General features: G+C 72.8%; 17 protein-coding genes, 2 pseudogenes and 1 riboswitch. Of the genes and pseudogenes, 8 read left to right on the forward strand and 11 right to left on the reverse strand.

From position 1 onward, the window contains the following. Positions 1 to 32 precede the first annotated feature (32 nt). Positions 33 to 1,238, reverse strand: coding sequence for an ornithine--oxo-acid transaminase (gene rocD, locus ABZ621_RS06815; protein ID WP_360601414.1), 1,206 nt, complete (start codon positions 1,236 to 1,238; stop codon positions 33 to 35). 108 nt (positions 1,239 to 1,346) lie between these two features. After that, positions 1,347 to 1,437: riboswitch (ZMP/ZTP riboswitch) on the forward strand. 63 nt (positions 1,438 to 1,500) lie between these two features. On the opposite strand from rocD, the gene glyA reads away from it, so the two are divergent. From glyA to ABZ621_RS06830, 3 genes are all read left to right on the forward strand, one after another. Further along, complete coding sequence (glyA, locus tag ABZ621_RS06820) at positions 1,501 to 2,772, forward strand: serine hydroxymethyltransferase (protein WP_360601415.1); 1,272 nt, start codon at positions 1,501 to 1,503, stop codon at positions 2,770 to 2,772. A gap of 174 nt (positions 2,773 to 2,946) precedes the next feature. Next, positions 2,947 to 3,963 carry a tryptophan--tRNA ligase gene (trpS, locus tag ABZ621_RS06825; RefSeq protein WP_360601417.1) on the forward strand — a complete coding sequence of 339 codons (1,017 nt, stop codon included), beginning with the start codon at positions 2,947 to 2,949 and terminating at the stop codon, positions 3,961 to 3,963. Between the two features lie 110 nt (positions 3,964 to 4,073). After that, entirely contained in the window at positions 4,074 to 4,655 is a 582-nt protein-coding gene (locus ABZ621_RS06830; RefSeq protein ID WP_360601419.1) for a 2'-5' RNA ligase family protein, read from the forward strand. 13 nt (positions 4,656 to 4,668) lie between these two features. On the opposite strand, the gene ABZ621_RS06835 is transcribed toward ABZ621_RS06830, so the two are convergent. Next, positions 4,669 to 5,457 (reverse strand): SDR family NAD(P)-dependent oxidoreductase, encoded by a 789-nt coding sequence (locus tag ABZ621_RS06835; RefSeq protein WP_360601421.1) that lies wholly within the window; start codon positions 5,455 to 5,457, stop codon positions 4,669 to 4,671. Positions 5,458 to 5,487: 30 nt separating this feature from the next. After that, complete coding sequence (locus tag ABZ621_RS06840; protein ID WP_360601423.1) at positions 5,488 to 6,729, reverse strand: FAD-binding protein; 1,242 nt, start codon at positions 6,727 to 6,729, stop codon at positions 5,488 to 5,490. A 104-nt stretch (positions 6,730 to 6,833) separates the two neighbouring features. Between ABZ621_RS06840 and ABZ621_RS06845 the strand changes: the two genes are divergently transcribed. Then, the gene (locus tag ABZ621_RS06845) at positions 6,834 to 7,814 is read left to right on the forward strand and encodes a YihY/virulence factor BrkB family protein (RefSeq protein WP_360601425.1); all 981 of its coding nucleotides are present in this window, start codon (positions 6,834 to 6,836) and stop codon (positions 7,812 to 7,814) included. Positions 7,815 to 8,172: 358 nt separating this feature from the next. Here ABZ621_RS06845 and ABZ621_RS06850 read toward each other — a convergent pair. Then, positions 8,173 to 9,252 (reverse strand): annotated as a pseudogene (locus tag ABZ621_RS06850) (D-alanyl-D-alanine carboxypeptidase); the annotation flags it as partial. A gap of 78 nt (positions 9,253 to 9,330) precedes the next feature. On the opposite strand from ABZ621_RS06850, the gene ABZ621_RS06855 reads away from it, so the two are divergent. After that, entirely contained in the window at positions 9,331 to 11,058 is a 1,728-nt protein-coding gene (locus tag ABZ621_RS06855) for a recombinase family protein (RefSeq protein ID WP_360601605.1), read from the forward strand. A 56-nt stretch (positions 11,059 to 11,114) separates the two neighbouring features. Here ABZ621_RS06855 and ABZ621_RS06860 read toward each other — a convergent pair whose 3' ends face one another. The 3 genes and pseudogenes from ABZ621_RS06860 to ABZ621_RS06870 form a co-directional block, all read right to left on the reverse strand. Beyond that, entirely contained in the window at positions 11,115 to 11,585 is a 471-nt protein-coding gene (locus tag ABZ621_RS06860) for an NUDIX domain-containing protein (protein WP_360601427.1), read from the reverse strand. 4 nt (positions 11,586 to 11,589) lie between these two features. After that, a pseudogene (locus tag ABZ621_RS06865) lies at positions 11,590 to 12,170 on the reverse strand (XRE family transcriptional regulator). Positions 12,171 to 12,388: 218 nt separating this feature from the next. Next, positions 12,389 to 12,628, reverse strand: a complete 240-nt coding sequence (locus ABZ621_RS06870; protein WP_360601429.1) for a hypothetical protein — start codon at positions 12,626 to 12,628, stop codon at positions 12,389 to 12,391. Positions 12,629 to 12,755: 127 nt separating this feature from the next. On the opposite strand from ABZ621_RS06870, the gene ABZ621_RS06875 reads away from it, so the two are divergent. Together ABZ621_RS06875 and ABZ621_RS06880 are read left to right on the forward strand one after the other, a co-directional pair. Further along, entirely contained in the window at positions 12,756 to 14,045 is a 1,290-nt protein-coding gene (locus tag ABZ621_RS06875) for a metallophosphoesterase (protein WP_360601431.1), read from the forward strand. A gap of 196 nt (positions 14,046 to 14,241) precedes the next feature. After that, complete coding sequence (locus ABZ621_RS06880) at positions 14,242 to 15,795, forward strand: ABC transporter substrate-binding protein (RefSeq protein WP_360601433.1); 1,554 nt, start codon at positions 14,242 to 14,244, stop codon at positions 15,793 to 15,795. A 33-nt stretch (positions 15,796 to 15,828) separates the two neighbouring features. On the opposite strand, the gene ABZ621_RS06885 is transcribed toward ABZ621_RS06880, so the two are convergent. From ABZ621_RS06885 to ABZ621_RS06895, 3 genes are read right to left on the reverse strand one after another with little or no spacing between them, the layout of a single operon-like run. Continuing rightward, entirely contained in the window at positions 15,829 to 16,578 is a 750-nt protein-coding gene (locus tag ABZ621_RS06885) for a TetR family transcriptional regulator (RefSeq protein ID WP_360601435.1), read from the reverse strand. A 10-nt stretch (positions 16,579 to 16,588) separates the two neighbouring features. Further along, the gene (locus tag ABZ621_RS06890) at positions 16,589 to 17,071 is read right to left on the reverse strand and encodes a DCC1-like thiol-disulfide oxidoreductase family protein (RefSeq protein ID WP_360601437.1); all 483 of its coding nucleotides are present in this window, start codon (positions 17,069 to 17,071) and stop codon (positions 16,589 to 16,591) included. A gap of 5 nt (positions 17,072 to 17,076) precedes the next feature. Beyond that, positions 17,077 to 17,511, reverse strand: a complete 435-nt coding sequence (locus tag ABZ621_RS06895; protein ID WP_360601439.1) for a hypothetical protein — start codon at positions 17,509 to 17,511, stop codon at positions 17,077 to 17,079. Between the two features lie 124 nt (positions 17,512 to 17,635). Between ABZ621_RS06895 and ABZ621_RS06900 the strand changes: the two genes are divergently transcribed. After that, positions 17,636 to 18,424, forward strand: a complete 789-nt coding sequence (locus ABZ621_RS06900) for an alpha/beta hydrolase (protein ID WP_360601441.1) — start codon at positions 17,636 to 17,638, stop codon at positions 18,422 to 18,424. Here ABZ621_RS06900 and ABZ621_RS06905 read toward each other — a convergent pair. Beyond that, complete coding sequence (locus ABZ621_RS06905) at positions 18,396 to 20,894, reverse strand: DUF4132 domain-containing protein (RefSeq protein ID WP_360601443.1); 2,499 nt, start codon at positions 20,892 to 20,894, stop codon at positions 18,396 to 18,398. The two genes, ABZ621_RS06900 and ABZ621_RS06905, sit on opposite strands and share 29 nt — an antisense overlap. Positions 20,895 to 20,911 lie beyond the last annotated feature (17 nt).

Raw genomic sequence — 20,911 nt, forward strand, 5'->3', positions numbered from 1 at the left:
CGGTCCCGCCGCCGCCCCGGAAGCGGACCCGGTCAGTCCGAGAGAACCGCCCGCAGCTGCTCCAGGCCCCAGTCCAGGTCCTCCTTCGAGATCACCAGGGGCGGGGCGATGCGGATCGTGGAGCCGTGGGTGTCCTTCACCAGGACGCCCCGGGCCATGAGCCGTTCCGAGATCTCACGCCCCGTACCGCGCGCCGGCGCGATGTCCACCCCCGCCCACAGCCCGCGCCCCCGCACCGCCTCCACAGCGCCGCCGCCCACGAGCAGCCCCAGCTCCGCGTGGAGGTGCTCGCCGAGCTCCGCCGCCCGCTGCTGGTACTCCCCGGTCCGCAGCATCGCGACGACCTCCAGGGCGACCGCGCACGCCAGCGGGTTGCCGCCGAAGGTCGAGCCGTGCTCGCCGGGGCGGAAGACCCCGAGCACGTCCGCGTCCGCGACGACCGCCGACACCGGCACCACACCGCCGCCGAGCGCCTTGCCCAGGATGTACACGTCGGGGACGACGCCCTCGTGCTCGCAGGCGAAGGTCCGCCCGGTCCTGCCCAGGCCGGACTGGATCTCGTCGGCCATGAACAGCACGTTCCGCCGCGCCGTCAGTTCCCGCACCCCGCGCAGATAGCCGGCCGGCGGGACGAGGACGCCCGCCTCGCCCTGGATCGGTTCGAGCAGCACCGCCACCGTGTTCTCGGTGACCGCCGCCTCCAGGGCCGTCAGATCGCCGTACGGCACGATCTCGAAGCCGGGCGTGTACGGGCCGAAGTGGTCCCGGGCCTCGTGATCGGTCGAGAACGACACGATCGTCGTCGTCCGGCCGTGGAAGTTGTTCCCGGCCACCACGATCTTCGCGTGCCCGTCCGGCACGCCCTTCACCTCGTACCCCCACTTCCGGGCCGTCTTCACGGCCGTCTCGACCGCCTCCGCCCCGGTGTTCATCGGCAGCACCGTCTCCTTGCCGCACAGCTCCGCGAGCCGTGCGCAGAATTCGGCGAACCGGTCGTGGTGGAAGGCCCGCGAGGTGAGCGTCACCCGCTCCAGCTGGGCCTTCGCCGCCTCGATCAGCCGGCGGTTGCCGTGCCCGAAGTTCAGCGCCGAGTAGCCGGCGAGCATGTCGAGGAAGCGGCGTCCCTCGACGTCCGTCATCCATGCCCCCTCGGCGGAGGCGACGACGACGGGCAGCGGGTGGTAGTTGTGGGCGCTGTGCGCCTCCGAGGCAGCGATCTCGTCTTGCGTTCTCGACACGGGATCTCCGATCGTCCTGCGGCCGGGGGAGTCTTGTGGCCCCTTTCTTATCGTCGCTCGCATGCCGGACGAAGAAACCTCGGTCGACGGCGCGCCCGCTAGGCTGTGAACACGCGCGGCGACTGGCGTACGGGGAACCGACCCCGGGGGAGCCGCGCGCGCTCCACCACACGAGGTGCCGCTCGCCTGGGCATCACGGGACCGCCCCGCGTCCCGTGCGGCACCCGCCCCGGGACGTTCCGACGTACTCCCGGAGGAACACGTGACCACCACCCCGCCCCGGCACCCGGCCCTCTCCGCCGCCGACCCCGAGCTCGCCGCCCTCGTCGGCGCCGAGGAACGGTTGCAGGCCGACACCCTCCGCCTCATCCCCAGCGAGAACTACGTCTCCGCCGCCGTCCTCGAAGCCTCCGGCACCGTCCTGCAGAACAAGTACAGCGAGGGCTACGCCGGCCGCCGCTACTACGAGGGCCAGCAGGTCGTCGACCAGGTCGAGACCCTCGCGGTCGAGCGCGCCAAGGCCCTCTTCGGCGTCGACCACGCCAACGTCCAGCCCTACTCCGGCTCCCCGGCCAACCTCGCCGTCCTCCTCGCCTTCGCACGGCCCGGCGACACCGTCATGGGCATGGCGCTCCCCATGGGCGGCCACCTCACCCACGGCTGGGGCGTCTCCGCCACCGGCTCCTGGTTCCGCGGCGTCCAGTACGGCGTCCACCGGGACACCGGTCTCATCGACTACGACCAGGTCCGCGACCTCGCCCTCGCCGAGCGCCCCAAGGTGATCTTCTGCGGCGGCACCGCCCTGCCCCGCACCATCGACTTCGCCGCCTTCGGCGAGATCGCCCGCGAGGCCGGCGCCGTCCTCGTCGCCGACGTCGCCCACATCGCCGGGCTGATCGCCGGCGGCGCCCACCCCTCCCCGGTGGGCCACGTCGACGTCGTCTCCACGACCACCCACAAGACCCTCCGCGGCCCGCGCGGCGCCATGCTGATGTCCACCGAGGAGCACGCCAAGGCCCTCGACAAGGCGGTCTTCCCCGGCCTCCAGGGCGGCCCGCACAACCAGACGACCGCCGCCATCGCCGTCGCGCTGCGCGAGGCCTCCCTGCCGTCCTTCCGCGACTACGCCCACGCCGTCGTCGCCAACGCCGGGGCCCTCGCCGACGCCCTCCTCGCCCGCGGCTTCGACCTGGTCTCCGGCGGCACCGACAACCACCTGATCCTGATGGACCTCACCCCCCAGCAGGTCCCCGGCAAGACCGCCGCCAAGGCGCTCGACCGCGCCGGCATCGTCGTCAACTACAACACCGTCCCCTACGACCCCCGGAAGCCCTTCGACCCCTCCGGCATCCGCATCGGCACCCCCTCCCTCACCTCCCGCGGCCTCACCCCCGCCCACATGGACCAGGTCGCCGACTGGATCGGCCGCGCCGTCGCCGCCGCGGCGGCCGGGGACGAGCCCGCCCTCGTCAAGATCCGCGGCGAGGTCGCCGAGCTGATGGCGGCCCACCCGGCCCCCGGCCTGCCCGTCTGATCCCGGATCCCGGATCCCGGATCCCGGATCCCGGATCCCGGATCCCGGATCCCCGCCGGACGGAGCGGGCGGCGCGGACGGCGGTGTGTTCCTCGTCTCAGCACACCGCCGACCGCGTACTCCCGGCGCACCGGCAGTCCGGGACCGGGTCCCACACCTGAGAGAATGATGTGCATGGCCTCTGATGCTCGTCCTCGCGCGCTGTCCGGAATCCAGCCCACCGCGGGCTCGTTCCACCTCGGCAACTACCTCGGTGCGATCCGCCAGTACGTCGCGCTGCAGGAGTCCCACGACGCCTTCTACATGGTCGTCGACCTGCACGCCATCACGGTCCCGCAGGACCCGGCCGAGCTCCGCGCCAACACCCGGTTCGCCGCCGCGCAGCTCCTCGCCGCCGGTCTCGACCCGGAGCGCTGCACCCTCTTCGTCCAGAGCCACGTCCCCGAGCACGCGCAGCTCGGCTGGGTCATGAACTGCCTCACCGGCTTCGGCGAGGCCTCCCGCATGACCCAGTTCAAGGACAAGTCCGCCAAGCACGGCGCCGACCGCGCCACGGTCGGGCTCTTCACCTACCCGATCCTCCAGGTCGCGGACATCCTGCTCTACCAGGCCACGCACGTGCCGGTCGGCGAGGACCAGCGCCAGCACATCGAGCTCACCCGCGACCTCGCGGAGCGCTTCAACGGCCGCTTCGGCGACACCTTCACCGTCCCGGCGCCGTACATCGTCAAGGAGACCGGGAAGATCTACGACCTCCAGGACCCGACGATCAAGATGAGCAAGTCGGCGTCCACGCCGAAGGGCCTCATCAACCTCCTGGACGACCCGAAGGTCACCGCCAAGAAGGTCAAGAGCGCCGTCACCGACACCGACACGGTGATCCGCTTCGACCCGGAGAACAAGGCCGGCGTCTCCAACCTCCTCACGATCATGGCCACCCTCACGGAGACCAGCATCGCGGACCTGGAGAAGAGCTACGAGGGCAAGATGTACGGCGCCCTCAAGACCGACCTCGCCGAGGTCATGGTGGACTTCGTCACTCCCTTCCGGGCCCGCACCCAGGAATACCTGGACGACCCGGAGACGCTGGACTCGCTCCTGGCCAAGGGCGCGGAGAAGGCCCGCGCGGTCGCCGCCGAGACCCTGGCGCAGACGTACGAGAGGATCGGCTTCCTGCCCGCGAAGCACTGAGCCGGGCGGCAGGGTCCGAGGGCCCTGGCCGAAAGGGTGGTGCAGGCCGCACACTGGCGGCTGCACCACCACACACGTACACGTTTCGACGGACGACGGAGGAGAACGACGTGGGGACCGTAACGCTCGGCGTTTCGATCGCGGTCCCGGAGCCTCACGGCAGCCTGCTCCAGGAGCGGCGCGCGGGCTTCGGGGATCCCGCCGCGCACGCCATCCCGACCCACGTCACCCTCGTCCCGCCCACCGAGGTCGACCAGGACCGGCTGCCGGAGATCGAGGCCCACCTCGCCGGCGTCGCCGCCGACTGGCTGCCCTTCGCGATCCGGCTGAGCGGCACCGGTACCTTCCGCCCGCTCTCCCCGGTGGTCTTCGTCACCCTCGCCGAGGGCACGGCCGGCTGCGACCGGCTCCAGGCCCGCCTCCGCGAGGAGGCCGGGCCGCTCGTCCGCGAGCTCCAGTTCCCCTACCACCCGCACGTCACCGTCGCCCACGGCATCGCCGAGGAGGCCATGGACCGGGCGTACGAGGAACTGGCCGGCTACGAGGCCGCCTGGACCTGCTCCTCCTTCGCCCTGTACGAGCAGGGCGCGGACGGCGTCTGGCGGAAGCTGTACGACTACGAGTTCGGCAGCGGCCGCCCCATCGCCGCCGTCCCCTGCCAGGGCGGCAGCCCGGTCCACACGACCTCCTAGGAGCCGTACGGACTCACACCGGCAGCCGCCGGTGCAGCGGGCGCGGCACGTGCCGCAGCGCGGAGGCCACCAGGCGGAGCGGAGCGGGTACCCACACCGTCTCCGAGCGGCGCCGCAGACCCAGCTCGATCGCGCCCGCGACCGCCTCCGGGGTCGTCGACAGCGGCGACACCGGCTCCGGCCGACCCGCCGGCGGCCCCTCCGTCCGGCCCTCCGGCCGCCCCGCCGGGCGTACCGCCCCGGGCCGCACCACCATCACGTGCACCCCCGTCCCGTGCAGCGCGTCGCCCAGCCCCTGCGCGAAGACGTCGAGCCCCGCCTTCGACGAGCCGTAGATGAAGTCCGCGCGGCGCCCCCGCTCGCCCGCCACCGACGACAGCACCACCAGCGAACCGTGCCCCTGCGCCTGGAGTGCGCCCGCGCACACCAGGGCCGCCGAGACGGCGCCCGTGTAGTTGGTCTGCGCGACCCGCACCGCCCCCGCCGGATCGGACTCGTCGCGCGCCTGGTCGCCGGGGACCCCGAAGGCCAGCAGCACCAGATCGACGTCCCCCTCCGCGAAGACCCGACCGAGCCGCTCCGCGTGGACGTCCGTGTCCAGCGCGTCGAAGGGCACGACGTGCACCTCGGCCCCCAGGGCGCGCAGCGAGCCGGCCGCGGCGGCCAGCTCGGGGGAGGGGCGGCCGGCCAGCCAGACCGTACGGGTCCTGCGGGCGATCAGCCGGCGCGCGGTGGCCAGCCCGATCGCGGACGTGCCGCCGAGCAGCAGCAGGGACTGGGGGGCACCGAAGGCGTCCTTCACGGCGCATCACTCCTGACGGGTCGAACGGTTTCAGAGGCCGAGACGGCGGGAGAGGTCCGAGCGGAACACGGACCGGGGATCGAGGGCGGCCCGCAGCCCCCGGAAGGCGTCGAGCCGCGGATACATCACGGGAAGCAGCGCGGGCCGCAGCCGGGCGTCCTCGGCGAGGCAGACCCGCCCGCCGGCCGCCGCCACCCGCTCGTCGAGCACGTCCAGGAACCGCCCGAGCCCCCGCGCCCCGGCGGGCACGTCGACGGTCAGGCACCAGCCGCGCACCGGGAACGCCAGCGGGCCCGCCCCGTCCGCGTACACCCGCTCCACGCGCGCGTGCCGGGCGCCCCGGGCGGGGGAGCGCCGGTCGGCGAGCAGGGCCAGGAGCCCGCGCAGCGCCTCCTCCCGCCCCTCCGGGACGGCGCACCGGTACCGCACGAAGCCCGCCCGGGAGCCACGGCCGTACGCCGGCCCCCCACGCGCGCGTGCCAGGCCCGGCAGCGGCCGCAGCCCGCCCTGCAGCAGCCCCGGGAAGGACGGCGGGGCCAGCGGCGCGCGGCGGGCCCGGTGGCCCCGGGGCAGAGCCGCGTACGGCACCGGGGCGGCGGCCGTGAGGACGGCGCGGCCCCGTCCGGCCGCCTCGACCCGGGCGCGCGCGTACGGCTCCGGGACGGCGCCGGGCGCGGTCCAGTGCGCGAGCAGCGCGTCGACGTCCCGGAAACGGACGGTCCGCTCCCGCAGGAACGCCGTCTCCACGGGCCGCAGCGCCAGCGTCACCGCCAGGACCACGCCGGTGAGGCCCAGCCCGCCGACGGTCGCGTCGAAGAGCGGGTCACCGCGCCGCACGGTCCTGGACTCCCCGTCGGCGCCGAGGAGTTCGAGCGCCTCGACCCCGTTCCCGTATCCCGACGCGACCGCCCCGCCCGCCGTCCAGCCGCCCCCGCCGGTCCGCGGGTGGAGCCCGTACGGCAGCAAGGCCCGGGCGAGCGCGCCCGGTTCCGTCCCGGCCTCGCAGACCACGAGGCCCGCCGCCGCGTCCAGGCCGCGGATCCGGTCCAGCGCGGTCAGGTCCAGGACGGTCCCGCCCGCGTTCTGCGCCGCGTCGCCGCAGGACCGGCCGCGGCCACGGGCCACCGCGCCGCGCGGCCCCCGGGCCAGGACCGCCCCGGCGACCTCGGCGGCCGTGCGGGGCCGGGCGAGCAGCGCGAGCGAGGGTGCGGTGCGCCCGGCGCCCGTGAGGGGCACGAAGTCGTCGTCCAGGACGAGGGGTTCGACAGCCATGAGGGTGACGGTATCGCCGTGTCTGTCTCTTATGCCGGTATTGCCGTCGCTATGGCCCGGTGTCGGTCCCCGCGCCCCGCCCGCGACCGGGGGATGCTCGGGGCATGGACTGGCTGACCAAGCTCCCCGTCATCGGCCCCGCGGTCGCCCGGCTGATGAAGACGCACGCCTGGCGCTCCTACGAGCGGCTCGACGAGGTCCACTGGACCCGGCTCGCGGCCGCCATCACCTTCCTCTCCTTCCTCGCCCTCTTCCCGCTGATCACGGTCGCCGCCGCGATCGGCGCCGCGCTGCTCACCGACGACCAGCTCCAGAAGATCGAGGACAAGCTCTCCGACCAGGTCCCCGGCATCTCCGACCAGCTCGACATCGGCGGCCTCGTCGCCAACGCCGGCACCGTCGGCCTCGTCGCCGGCGCCGTGCTGCTCTTCACCGGCATCAGCTGGATCGGCGCGATGCGGGACTGCCTGCGCGCCGTCTGGCGGCTCGACGACGCCGACGAGGGCAACCCGGTGGTCCGCAAGGGCAAGGACGCGCTCGTCCTCTGCGGCCTCGGCGGCGTCGCCCTCGCCTCGCTCGCCGCCTCCTGGCTCGGCTCCACGGCCGTCGGCTGGAGCGCCGACCGGCTCGGCATCTCCGGCGGCGGCGCGGGCGGCGTACTCCTCCAGACCGCCGCCGTCCTCGTGGCGATGGCCGCCGACTTCCTGATCCTGCTCTACGTCCTCAAGCTGCTGCCCGGCGTCGAACCGCCGCGCCGCCGGCTCGTGGTGGCCGCCCTGATCGGCGCGGCCGGCTTCGAACTCCTCAAGCTGCTGCTCGGCGGCTACATGCGCGAGGTCGCGGCGAAGTCGATGTACGGGGCCTTCGGCGTGCCGGTGGCCCTGCTCCTGTGGATCAACTTCACCGCGAAACTCCTGCTGTTCTGCTCGGCCTGGACGGCCGCGGACGCTAAGGATTCACCTCGGGATCAGCAGTCGGAGACGGAGCCGGAGCCGGAGCCGGATCGGCAGCAGGAGCCGCGGACGGCTCGTCCGTCTGCGGACGGGACCGGGAACCCCTCCCCGCCGCCGGCCAGCGCCGGTTGACCAGGAACACCGCGCCCGCGAGCAGCACCAGCACCCCGCCCGCGATCGCCAGCGCGATCCCGACGCCGCCCGAGCCCCCCTGGGCACCGGCCGCGACGGCGGGACCGGCCGACGTCGGGTGCTCCTTGCCCGGCGCGGCCGCCGCCCCGGACTCCGCACCACCCGAAGGCCGCGCCACCGGCACCACGTTGCGCGGCGCCACCAGCTCGCCGACCGGCGTCACCTTCCCGGACGCCGCGAAGCCCCAGTCGAGCAGCCGCGCGGCCTCCTTGTAGACCGCGTGCTGCTCCTTCGACGAGGGGTTCATCACCGTCACGAGCAGCACCCGCCCGTTCCGCTCGGCGACCCCCGTGAAGGTGGCGCCCGCGTGCGTGGTGTTGCCGTTCTTCACCCCGGCGATGCCCTGGTACGGGGCGATGCCGAAGTCGCCGGTCAGCAGCCGGTTGGTGTTCTGGATCTCGAAGGTCTCGCGCTTCTTGCCCGGCTTCGCCTCGCCGGGGAAGGCGGCGCGCGCGGTCGCCGCGTACTCCCGGAACGCCGGCTTCTGCATGCCGCTGCGGGCGATCAGCGTCAGGTCGTACGCGGACGAGACCTGCCCCGGGGCGTCGTAGCCGTCCGGCGACTTCACCTGGGTGTCGAGCGCCTGGAGCTCCGCCGCGTGCGCGTTCATCTCGGCGACGGTCTTGCCGAGCCCCTGGTTCATCTGCGTCAGCACGTGCACGGCGTCGTTGCCGGACCGCAGGAAGACGCCCAGCCACAGGTCACGGACCGTGTAGCTCTGCTTCTCCTTTATCCCGACGAGGCTCGACCCCTCGCCGATCCCCGCCAGGTCCTGGGCGGTCACCAGGCGCGTCTGCTTCGGGTCCGTGAACTTCGGCAGCAGGGTGTCCGCGAAGAGCATCTTCAGCGTGGAGGCGGGCGCGAGCCGCCAGTGCGCGTTGTGCGAGGCGAGCACCGCGCCGCTCTCCGCGTCCGCGACGATCCACGACCGCGCCGACAGCTCCTTCGGCAGCACCGGCGCCCCGGTCCCCAGCTTCACCTGGGTCCCCGGCAGCCCCAGCAACGCCCCGCCCACCGACGACATGTTCGCCGGCGGCGTGGGCTGCGGCGAAGCGGTCGGAGTGACGGAGGCCGTGGCGGTGGGCGTGGCGGTCGGCGTGCCCCCCGGCTTCACCGGCTCGTCGGCGTGGGCGGGCCCGACACCGATCGCGAACGGAAGCAACAGAGCGGCGGCGACCGCACCAGCGGTCCTGTTCGAAACAGACACGACCGAGAACGTACATGCCCGCCCCGCCGAACCGAACCCCGCGCCCCCTCTCACCCCCACCCGTCCACCCGGACGCGGGGTCGCGGCAGCGTCCGGCGCCTCCGAGCGCGGCCCGCCCGGAGGTCGTGCCCGCCGGCTCTGTGCTTCGTTGGAGAGGTGGAGCAGGTTCATCTGGACTGCTTTCCATATGGAGTGAACCGGTAGGCCCTGGGGGGCGAAAGGGGCAGGTGAGAGAGCGTGTCTCCGTTTATGTCGGCCGTGGGGGCGAAGCAACTGGACACCGTGCGGGCGGCCGTATACGCCCGACAGTCCAAAGCGCGCCCCGACTCTTCCGAGGCGTCTCCGGAGGCGCAGGTGGCGGCTGGTGAGGCGCTCGCGGCGAGCCGGGGTTGGGAGGTCGTTCACACGTTCAAAGACGTCGGTAGGTCCGGTTGGGATCCCAACGCCGTGCGCCCGGCTTTCGAAGAGCTTCTGTCCGCCGTGCGCGCGGGCGAGGTCGACGTGGTGGTGGTCAACGAGCTGTCTCGACTGACCCGCAAGGGCGCACACGACGCTCTGGAGATCGACAACGAGTTCAAGACGTACGGAGTCCGCTTCGCCTCCGTCCTCGAACCGTTCCGGGACACGTCGAACGCGATCGGGGTCGCGATCTTCACGCTCATCGCAGCCCTCGCGAAGCAGGACAGCGACATCAAGGCAGAGCGTCTGCGCGGGGCCAAGAACGAGATCAGGGCGGTCGGCGGCAGGCACTCCAGCTCCGCTCCGTACGGCATGCGGGCCGTGCGCGAGAAGATCGGCAATCTTGTCGTCTCCGTCCTTGAGCCGGACGAGGACAACCCGGATCACGTGACGATCGTGGAACGCATGGTGGAGATGTCGTTCGCCGGAGTCTCCGACAACAAGATCGCGACGACGTTGGACTCGGAGGACGTACCCGCGCCGGGCGAGGCCGCCCGACGCGCCACCGAGAAACGGATGGAGTCCATCAAGAAGCGACGCGTGGCGAAGGACGACAGCCCCATCCGGTGGCGCGCCCAGACAGTGCGCTGGATCCTCTCCCATCCCGCCGTCGGAGGCTTCGCGAGCGAGCGAGTGAAGCGGGGCAAGGCGTATGTGAACGTGATCGCCCGGAACGAGGCGGGGACACCTCTGACACCTCACCGGGGAGTGGTACCAGGAGCCAGGTGGCTGGAGCTCCAGGAGAGGCGGAGCAAGCGCGCCAGGAACGACAGGCAGCCCGGCGGAGAGGCCACGCCCACGCTCCTGAGCGGGTGGCGGTTCACCACCTGCGGAATCTGCACGGGATCCATGGGGCAGACCAAGAACAACGGCGGACAGGACTACTACATGTGCTCCAACCCCAAGGGGCACGGTGGTCTCGCCATCAAGCGCAAGGAGGCCGATGACTACGTCGCCGGACGAGTCTGGGCACGCCTCGCCGGCGCGGACATGAACGACGACACCGACAGGGAATGGGTGGCCGGGGCAGCACTCCGCCTCGCGACGCAGCGGGATCTGTCGGGAGTCCAGGAAGAGCGGCGCGAGACGGCGGCGCAGCTTGAGCACGTCCGGAACTCCATCGCAGAACTCCAGGCCGATCGCCGAGCCGGTCTCTACCGGGGGCGCGACGAACTGGCCATGTGGCGGGCGACGATGACCCAGTACCGGGCGTTCGAAGACCAGTGCACGGCCAGGTTGGAAGAGCTGGACGAGCAGACCAAGGCAGCGCTCCAGGTGCCGGCCGACTGGTTCGAGCCAGGCAAGGACCCCTTGGGCCCCGGTTCTCCCTGGGCATCCTGGGACGTCTTCAAGCGCCGTGAGTTCCTCGGCCTCTTCCTCTCCGGAATCTCGGTCGGCCCTGGCCGGGACCCGGAGACCCGGAAGTACATCGCGATCGAGAACCGCGTGACGCTCCACTGGCGGCAACGTGAGACGGAGGTCCAGGAGGAGAACGAAGAGGCGCTTGCCGCATTCTGATGCCCGCAGAGAGCATGCGAAGGTTCGGAGGGGGGTGACGCTCCTGGAGCGCCGCCCTACCCCAAGTACGGCGCCGGGCGATCCTCCAGGAAGTGGGACAGCCGTAGCCGCTGCGTGTGGTGCATCGGCAGCGCGTCGAGTTCTTCCCGGTCCACGAAACGCAACTCGGTCGACTCGTCGGAGATTCGCAGGTCTCCGCCGGTCACGCGTGCTCGAAAGCACACGTTGAACTGTCGGCGCACCTCCCCGTCGCTGTACGCGATCACGTGGCGCGGGTCGGTGTAGGTGCCGACGAGTCCCGTGATCTCCACGTCCAGGCCGGTCTCTTCCTTGACCTCCCGGACGGCCGTACCCGGCAGCGAGTCGCCCATATCCATTCCGCCGCCCGGCAGTGCCCACAGGCCGTTGTCCCGACGGCGCTGGAGCAGGATCCGGCCCCGGTCATCGGTCACGACGGCGGACGCCGCCACGACCAGGCTGTTGGGCTTCGGGGCGTCGGGGTCGTCGTAGTACTCGGTCCGTGACATGGGCTCACCCTTCCACGGGACGGGCGGTCTCCCATACGGCGTGGAAGCTGTCCGCGTAGGTGTCGAACATCCCTCCTGAGCGGTTCCGCCGCAGGTGCCACACAGTGCATCACCGCGAGACGGCACCGGGACTCGATGCCGTGACCGAACTCTTCTTCCTGGCCCCTGAGCCGAACGTTCTCGCTGTCGGCATCCCCGAGGGCGATACGGACCGTGCAGCCCTCGGCGGCGCGTTCGCGCAGCAGGTCATTCAGTCGGGGGGTACGCCTCATGCAGGAAGACGGCGGCATAGACGAGCACGTCGATGCGCTCGCGTGCTGCGGCGAGGAGATCGACGAACACGGATACGGGAAGGTCTGCCCGCTGGTCGTACAGTGTGACCAGCTCCGGACTGACGGCCCGTGCGGCGCGAGCCTGCCTGAGCGCCGGCCACAGCGCGTGAACGTCCTCTCCCAGGGCCTTGGCGGCCTTGAGCGCCGTTGCTCGTCTGGGAACGCGCCCCAGGTTCACCCATCGCTCGACGCTCTTCGGGTCAACTCCTGTTGCTTCGGCGAGAGCTGCGAAGGTCCATCCTCCGCCCGCCATGGTGAGGAACTGTTCTGCACCACCCCCGGCTGCGAGGAGACATCCGCCCCGCAGGAGGGGCAGGAAGCGGCGCAGGACTGGGCGCTGAGGCATACCGGCCTGAACCCCGGTCACGACCTCTTCCGGCGTGTCTTCACCGACCACGCCCGAGTGAGCCGCGCGGAATGAAGCGGGCGCGGTTCCCGGTGTGAGGGGCGGGCAGTCGGTTCCGGGGCCTTCTACTTGCCCGCGTTCGCTCGTACCCCTCGCAGGCCGATCACGCCGACAGCGGTTCCCAGAACGAAGGACGTGATCGCCAGAGCCAGGTGGACCCAGAAGTAGGCGGTCGGGTCGCCCGCGTCGTCGAAGGCGAGCCCGCTCGCATCCTTGGCGAGGTTGCGGGCGAAGGTGATCCAGATCACCCAAGACCAGGCGCCGAACGCGAGCAGGAACCAGGACGTGGGCCGGTTGAGTTTCACGGGTGCCCTTCCGAGAGGTGAGGGGGTCGGCTCTGCCAGTATCCGACGCGGTCCTCTCGGTTCGGTGGCGGGGGTTCCCCATGTGCTTGCCGTCGCTCCACCGACTGACACAAGTGAGGTTCCGGGCGTGATCGCCTTCTTCCTGGTCGTGGTTCTCGCCTTGCTCGTCCTCGTGCACTGGTACGTGTGGCGCCGACTGGTCCGGGACGTCACCGCGCCCGGCGGTCTCGCGCGGCGGATCGGGACGGGGGTGGTGGTCGCGCTGCCCGTGCTGGCGGTCGCGGCGCTCGTCTCGGGGCGGGCGGGGGCGCCGTTCGTGGTGCAGCAGGTGGTGGCCTGGCCCGGATTCCTGTGGCTCGCGACGCTGCTCTACCTGGTGCTCGCGCTGGTCGTGGGGGAGGCGGTGCGGCCGCTGCTGTCGCGGTGGCTCGCGCGGCGGGCGGCGGGTGCCGAGGCCGCCGTGACCGCGCCCGTGCCGGCGCCCGCGCCCGTTCCCGTACCGGAGCGGTTGCCGGAGGCGGAGGCCGAGGCGGAGGCCGAGGCCGAGGCGGAGGACGGGCCGCCGGTGGTCGCCGTACCGGCCGCCGACGTGTCGCGGCGGCTGTTCGTCTCCCGGGTCGTCGGCGGGGCCGCCGTCGCCGTCGCCGCGGGGACGGTGGCGAACGGGGCGTACGGGGTGCTGCGCGGGCCCCGGGTGAAGCGGGTGACCGTGCCGCTGGCGAAGCTGCCGAGGGCCGCGCACGGGTACCGGATCGCGGTCGTCTCCGACATCCACCTCGGGCCGATCCTCGGGCGGGCCCACTCGCAGCGGATCGTCGACGCGATCAACGCCACCCAGCCCGATCTGATCGCCGTCGTCGGCGACCTCGTCGACGGCACTGTGGCGGACCTCGGGCCGGCCGCCGAGCCGCTCGCGGGGCTGCGCGCCCGGCACGGTTCCTTCTTCGTCACCGGCAACCACGAGTACTTCTCCGGCGCCGACGCCTGGGTCGACCACGTCCGCGAGCTCGGCATGCGGCCGCTGCGCAACGAGCGCCTGGAGATCGCCGCGGGCTTCGACCTCGCCGGCGTGGACGACGTGGCGGGCGAGAGCGAGGGGCAGGGGCCCGATTTCGGGCGGGCGCTCGGGGACCGCGACCGGTCGCGCGCGGCGGTCCTCCTCGCCCACCAGCCGATCGTGATCGACGACGCCGTCGCCCACGGCGTCGACCTCCAGCTCTCCGGCCACACCCACGGCGGCCAGCTCTGGCCCGGCAACTACCTCGCCGAGCTCGCCAACCCGACCGTGGCCGGTCTGGAGCGGTACGGCGACACCCAGCTGTACGTCTCCCGCGGCGCGGGCGCCTGGGGACCCCCGGTCCGGGTCGGCGCGCCGTCCGACATCACCGTCGTCCAACTCGCCTCGAAACAGGCGTAATCGGCGACTGTCACTCCATGCGCCGGGGTCGATACGTGCTGCTCATCGACTTAAATTCGCATTTCCCGGACATATGCATGCCGTGTGAAGATTTCCTCTTCCCCATGTGAAACCCGTGTGATTGGGTGGCGCAAACGCGACGATTCGGGGGCCGTCGCTCTTTGGGGCGTTTGTACGAAAAAAAGGAAGCACGGCAATGCGGTCGACGGTCCGTCTCCGGATCCTCATCACTTGTGGAGTACTGGTGGCCGCGGGGGTGGGGGGCTGGCAACTCCTGCCCTCCGACGAGGGCCGTACCGACCCCATCCCCGTGGGCACCACCGACGAGGTCACCTCGCTCGACCCGGCCGGCGCGTACGACGCCGGCTCCTGGGCCCTCTACGGCAACGTCTACCAGTCGCTGCTGACGTTCAAGCCCGGCTTCACCACGCCGACCCCGGACGCCGCCGAGAGCTGCAAGTTCGTGGGCGACAGGCTCACCACGTACCAGTGCACCCTCCGGGACGACCTCAGCTTCTCCAGCGGGCGCAAGGTCACGGCCGAGGACGTCAAGTACTCCTTCGACCGGATGCTGAAGATCAAGGCCGAGGTCGGTCCGGCCCCGCTCTTCCCCACCCTGAAGAGCGTCGTGGCCGACGGTCGCACGGTCACCTTCAACCTCGGTGCCCGGGACGCGACCTTCCCGCTGAAGCTGGCCACCGGCGCCGGGTCGATCGTCGACCGCGACCGCTACCAGGCCGACACCCTCCGCCAGGACAACGCCGTCGACGGCACCGGGCCGTACCTCCTCAAGGAGTACAAGCCCGGCGAGAGCGCCCTCCTGGAGCCCAACCCGAAGTACCGGGGCGCGCTGGCGGGGACGGGCCGCACGGTCCTCGTGAAGTACTACAAGCAGTCCGAGGACCTGGCGGAGGCCTGGAAGTCGGGCGCCGTGCAGGTGACGCACCGCCAGCTCCCGCCGTCCTTCGTGGACGGCCTCGACACCAACGGCGGCACCCGGCTCACCCAGGCGGAGAGCGCCGAGATCCGCAACATCAACTTCAACACCCGGCCCGGCTCGGTGATGGCGGAGAAGGCGGTGCGCCAGGCGATCGCGGCCGTCCTCGACCGCCCGGCCATCACCACCGGCGCCTACAAGGGCACGGTCGAGCCGCTGTACTCGCTGATCCCGCAGGGCTTCGTCGGCCACAGCACGGCCTTCTACGACCGCTACCCGGCGCCGGACCAGGCGAAGGCGGCGAAGCTCCTGGAGGACGCCGGCGTGGCCACGCCGGTCCGCTTCACCTTCGGCTACCGCCAGGACGCCACGTACAAGGCGGAGACCGCCGAGATCAAGAAGCAGCTGGAGAAGACCGGCCTCTTCGAGGTGAAGGTGGTGGAGGCCGACTGGCAGGCCTTCCAGAAGGGCTACACCAGCGGCGCCTACGACGCCTACACCGTCGGCTGGCTCCCCGACTTCCCCGACTCCGACAGCTTCACCGCCCCGCTCGTCGGCACCGGGAACGCCCTCTCCAGCGGCTACTCCAGCAAGACCGTCGACAAGCTGATCGCCGACACCCAGCAGTACGGCGAACGCGCCCGCGCCACCCGGGACTTCAAGGCGATCCAGGACGTGGTCGCCCAGGACGTGCCGTTGGTCCCGCTCTGGCAGAAGAACGACTACGTCCTCGCCACCGAGGCCGTCGGCGGCTCGCAGAACCTCTCCGACGGCACCGGCATCTGGCGGCTGTGGGAACTCTCCTGGATCTGACCCGAGCGGCCGGCCCTTCGGCCGGTCCTCCGGTCAGTCCTTCTTCGGGGCGGTCCTTCGGGGCCGCCCCGACGCCGCCATCCCGGCCGCCGTCGGCATGAAGTCGGCGAGCAGCTCGTGGGTCTCCTTCACCAGCGGGCGCAGGATCCGGAAGCGCGAGAGCGAGATCGCCCGCGCGGTCACCGGCGCCAGGCGCTCCACCAGGCGACGGCTGTTGGCGGCGCCCTCGGAGCGGTCGTACACCCAGAAGAGGACGAGCCCCATCTGCTGGAGCCACAGCAGCTGGGGCAGGGCCTCGGACAGTTCGGGGTCGACCTTGACCGAGGCGCCGGAGATCACCCTCCGGTGAACCTCGATCGCCGCCTCGCGCGGCCCCTCCGACTCGGGGGAGAACGGCGAGAGCGGGCTGTCCGGGTCGGCGGCGTTCTTGAAGAACTGCGCCGCGAACTCGTGGTACGGCTCCGCGATGTCGAGCCAGGCGAGCAGGACGCCCCTGATGCGGGCGACGAGTTCCTTCTCGCCGCCCTCCAGGACGGGTTCGACGGCCGCCTGGTGCTCCTCGGCGATCCGGTCGTAGAAGCCCTGGACCAGGTGCTCCTTGGACGCGAAGTAGTAGTAGGCGTTCCCGACCGAGACCCCGGCCTCCTGGGCGATCGCCCGCATGGTGGTCTTGTCGTACCCCCGCTCCCGGAAGAGCCGCAGCGCGGTCTCCAGGATGAGCGTCCGGGTCTGCTCGCTCTTCGGGGCCTTCGGGGTGTCCGGGGCCTTCTTCTCTTCCGTCACGTGGTCGAGCCTAACCGGGCGTGCCGGGCACCTCGCAGCGCCCGTCGGAGCAGTCCCCGGCGGAGCAGTCCCCCGCGGAGCGGTCCCCGGCGGAGGAGTCCCCGGCCCCGCCGCCGGAACCCTTGAGCGCCTCCCGCCACTTCGAGGCGGCGAGGACCGCGGCGCGGGCGAGGGGCTGTCCGGCGGGGGTGGCGAGCCAATGGGCCCTGGGCCGGTGTTCGGCCAGTGCCCACAGGCAGACGATCCAGGCGGCCGAGGCGGTGTAGACCTGGCCCCTGTCCCCGATCACGGTGATCTCGCGCAGGGTGGCGGCGTGGTCGAGGCCGGGGAAGAGCTCCCTGGCCCGCTGCGAGCCGGCCGGGACGAGGTCCAGCGGCACGAGCTGCCGCTGGCGCAGCAGCCAGTGCCTGAGGTGCACGCAGAGCGGGCACTCGGCGTCGTACAGGACGGTCAGGCGCCGGACGGGGGTCGTGGGGTGCGCCGGCGTGGACACGGTGGTCACGCCTGCGGGGCGGGCGGGGCCCAGGGGCCGCTCTTGGGGCCGGTGGTCCAGCCCTGCGGGGCGACCGGCGGGACCTGCTCGCGCTCCATGGCGCCGCGGCGGCGGATCTTGTTGAGGACGTAGACGTTGCCGAGGTGCATCACGCCGAGGACGAGGAGGACGACGCCGAGTTTGACGGAGAGCGCCTCGAAGAGCTCCCGGGCGTCGGCGACGGTCTGGTCCTGGCGCAGGTAGAGGGCGACGAAGCCGAGGTTGACGAGGTAGAAGCCGACCACCAGGAGGTGGTTGACGGCGTCGGCGAGCTTCTCGTTCCCGTGCAGCACGTCGGCGAGGAAGATCCTTCCGTTGCGGCTGAGGGTGCGGGCGACCCAGATGGTGAGGGCCACGCCGATCAGCAGGTAGGCGATGTACGCGACGACAGTGAGGTCCATGCCCCACGCTCCCTTGAACGCGTTCAAATGCTGGCAGGCATGACTGTAGACCTCCTCTTGAACGTGTTCAAGTCGCCGGGGAAAGGGATGGCCGGGTGCGTCAGGAGCGTCTAGAGTCACGCGGATGACGCTCTCTCACGACCTGGCCGGAACCGGCCCCCGCACCGTCGTCCTGCTGCACTCCGGGGTCTGCGACCGCCGGATGTGGGACGGACAGTTCCAGGCCCTCGCCGACGCCGGGTACCGGGTCGTCCGCTGCGACCTGAGGGGCTTCGGCGAGACCCCCGTCGACGCGCCGCACGTCCACGCGGACGACGTGCGCGACCTCCTCGACGCCCTCGGCGTCGACCGGGCCGTCCTCGTCGGCTCCTCCTTCGGCGGCGAGGTCGCCCTCGACTTCGCCGTGCGCCACCCCGGCCGCACGGCCGCGCTGGCCCTGCTCTGCGCCGCCGCCCCCGTCGAGCACGAGGCGAGCGCCGGACTCCGCGCCTTCTTCGAGCAGGAGGACGCCCTCCTCGAAGCCGGCGACGTCGAGGCCGCCACCGCCCTCAACGTCGACCTGTGGTGCGGCCCCGAGGCGGGACCCGAGGCCCGCGCCCTCGTCCACACCATGCAGCGCCGCGCCTTCGAGCTCCAGCTCGCCGCCCCCGACGAGCACGGCGCCCAGCCGTCCGGCGTCACCCAGGACGACCTCAAGGGCGTCACCGTGCCCGCCCTCGTCGTCACCGGCGCCCACGACGTCCCCGACTTCCGCGTCCTCGGCGAGAAGACCGCCGCCCTCCTCCCGGACGCCCGCCGCGTCGCACTCGACTGGGCCGGCCACCTGCCGCCCCTGGAGCGCCCCGAGGAGACCCTGGCCCTGCTGACCGGTTTCCTGTCCGGACTCAGCGCCCCCGCCGCAGCTGCGCGGTGATCGTCGGGTCGGTGATCCGGTCGTCGGCGGCCAGCAGGAACGCCTTCGACAGGATCACCGACAGCATCCCGCCGTCCTCCTCGAACGGCAGGAACACCTTCCCCGCCGCCCGCCCGGCCTCCGGCGAACGGTCCACCACCACGCACAGATACGCGTCCGAGGGCTCCATCAGCACGTTCCCCGAGCCCAGATGGATCCGGTACGCCCCCAGCTCCCCCCGCACCCGCAGGAACCGGTCCGTCAGCTCCACCCGGTCCGCGATCCGGGTCCGCGGCAGCAGCCGGCCCAGCGTCTCCCGCCGCACCCGCGCCCCCTCGCCCAGCTCGCCGAAGCCCCAGCGCATCCAGTAGTCGCCGTAGGCCCGGTCCGCGCCCCGGTCCCGCCAGTCCGGGTCCGCCCCGACCGACGCCACCCCCGTGAACAGGTCCACGTCCCGCAGCGCCTCCGACAGCACCAGCGCCGGCACCTCCTCCAGCGGCGCCCGCTCCCAGGGCCCGCGCGGCCCCGCCGCCCCCGCCCGCCGCTCGAACCGCACCTGGTCCGTCGCGCAGAGCAGGGCCGCCCCGTCCGCGTACGCCCCGTCGTCGGCCAGGTCCACGAAGAAGCGGGCCCGCCACCGCGTCCCCTCCGCCGCCGGCAGCTCGCCCGGCGGGGGCAGCTCCTTCACCATCTCGGAGGAGTACCCCTCCGAGAAGTGCCCCAGGTGCCGTCCGGCCCAGCCCCTGGCCGTCATCAGCGCCCGCGCCTGCCCGTACCGCAGCACGTGCCCCGCGAAGCGGTTCGAGTACGTGGCGGTCTCCCGCTCCGCCGGCGTCAGCGGGTACACCTCCCGGAACACCTGCTTGAACGGCTGCCGCTGCTCCCGGTCGAGCAGCGCCGCCCGCCACCGGGCGACCTCCCCGTCCCCGGCCCGCAGCGGATGCCACAGCCGCAGCCGGTCGCCCGCCCCCACCGGCCGCGCGGTGCCGTCGGCCGCCGCGAGCACCCAGCCGCCGCCCGCCCGCTCCGGCCGCCCGGCCGTCCAGCCCCCGGCGCCGTCCCCCGCCTCCCAGACCAGCGCCCGCGCCACGGCGCCCGTCACCGGATGGTCCGCGTAGTACCGCCGCCAGTCCGCCGCCGGCCACTCCGTGCCCGCCGCCAGGTGCTCCTCCAGGCGCGCCCGCTCCTCGGAGAGCAGCGCCGACAGCTTCCGCAGCCCCGCCCTGACCTCCTTCAGCTCGCCGGCGCGCGCCTCCCGCACCTCCTTCGGCGCGGTCTTCAGGAGCCTCCCCTCCGGGCCCCTGAAGGAGAGCAGCGCCGTGCCCGGCTCCCGTACCGCCAGCTCCGCCGTGTACGCCCCGAGCGCCACCTCCCGCGCCCCGCGCCCGTCCAGGCCGAGCGCCGGCACGGCCCGCTCGCGGAGCATCGACGCGGTCATCCCGGCGCGGGCCGAGACCGTCTCCGTGGCGCGCGCGATCCCCTTCGCCACCGTGCGGTTGACCACCCGCTTCGGCAGCCGCCCCAGCTCGGCGACGGCCGCCTCGGCCCGGTCTGCCGGGCACTCCCCGAGCACCGCGACGGCCGCCGTCGCGATCGGCTGGCTCCGGCACATCCCCCCGGACCCGCCGAGCCCCGTCCCCGCGTGCAGCGCCACCGCCCCCACCAGCGGCACCACCCACTCCTCCCGGACGCCGAGCGCCGCCCACAACAGCCCCCGGACGAGGGAGGTGTTGGCGGCGCTCGCCAGGGTGGAGAGCCCCATCCCGACGAGGTCCGGGTCGTTCACCCGGTGCTCCTCCTGTACGGCGATCCCCTCCAGCAGCCGCCGTACTACCTCCGGGCCGGACTCCGCCCCGGCGAGCAGCGCGGCCGCCCGCTTCCGCCAGGCCAGGGTCGCCCGCGGCCGGTCCATCGGCGCGCAGTGCGCCAGGAGGGCGGCCACCCCGGCCCCCGCGAGCAGCTCCGCGTGCGCGGCCCGCATCGCCGGGCCGTACCGGTCGAAGCCGTCCAGGACGTGGCGGGGCAGCACCCCGGGCACGACCGGCACCTCGCGCCCCAGCAGGGCGCTCAGCCGGTCGCGGAGCGGGCCGAGGGCGTCCTGGTGGTACCCGCGCGCGTACTCGGCGAGCCGCAGCAGGGTCCGGAGGTGGGTGCGCGAGAAGTCCTCCGCCTGCTCGCAGGCCGCCAGCGCGAGCGGCACCAGTTCGGTGAAGTGCAGCTGGAGTTCGTGCGGGGCCACGCCCGCCTCGCCGCCCAGGAGACGGATCAGCAGCAGATCGGCCTCCTCGGCGGACCAGCCCAGGTCCCGGCGGGCCAGGGCGGCGAGGGCGGTCGTCACCGTCTCCTGGCCGGGCCTGCGGCACGCGCGCAGGTGCACGGCGAGCGCCGCCTCCCGCAGCTCCGCCCCCTCCAGGCCGTCCAGCAACCCCCGCAGCGCGTCCGGCCCTTCGGCCACCGCGCGCGCCACCGTCTCACCCGTCGTCCCCACCATGCCGACCACGGTAGGGC

The organism is Streptomyces sp. NPDC007863 (assembly GCF_040633895.1).
In the GTDB taxonomy this organism is placed as follows: domain Bacteria; phylum Actinomycetota; class Actinomycetes; order Streptomycetales; family Streptomycetaceae; genus Streptomyces.

Coding starts and splice junctions, on each gene's coding strand:
- ABZ621_RS06840 (WP_360601423.1), bottom strand. CDS start 6,729: ATGGCTGTCGAACCCCTCGTCCTGGACGACGACTTCGTGCCCCTCACG.
- ABZ621_RS06845 (WP_360601425.1), top strand. CDS start 6,834: ATGGACTGGCTGACCAAGCTCCCCGTCATCGGCCCCGCGGTCGCCCGG.
- ABZ621_RS06855 (WP_360601605.1), top strand. CDS start 9,331: ATGTCGGCCGTGGGGGCGAAGCAACTGGACACCGTGCGGGCGGCCGTA.
- ABZ621_RS06880 (WP_360601433.1), top strand. CDS start 14,242: ATGCGGTCGACGGTCCGTCTCCGGATCCTCATCACTTGTGGAGTACTG.
- ABZ621_RS06900 (WP_360601441.1), top strand. CDS start 17,636: ATGACGCTCTCTCACGACCTGGCCGGAACCGGCCCCCGCACCGTCGTC.
- ABZ621_RS06895 (WP_360601439.1), bottom strand. CDS start 17,511: ATGGACCTCACTGTCGTCGCGTACATCGCCTACCTGCTGATCGGCGTG.
- ABZ621_RS06905 (WP_360601443.1), bottom strand. CDS start 20,894: ATGGTGGGGACGACGGGTGAGACGGTGGCGCGCGCGGTGGCCGAAGGG.
- ABZ621_RS06860 (WP_360601427.1), bottom strand. CDS start 11,585: ATGTCACGGACCGAGTACTACGACGACCCCGACGCCCCGAAGCCCAAC.
- trpS (WP_360601417.1), top strand. CDS start 2,947: ATGGCCTCTGATGCTCGTCCTCGCGCGCTGTCCGGAATCCAGCCCACC.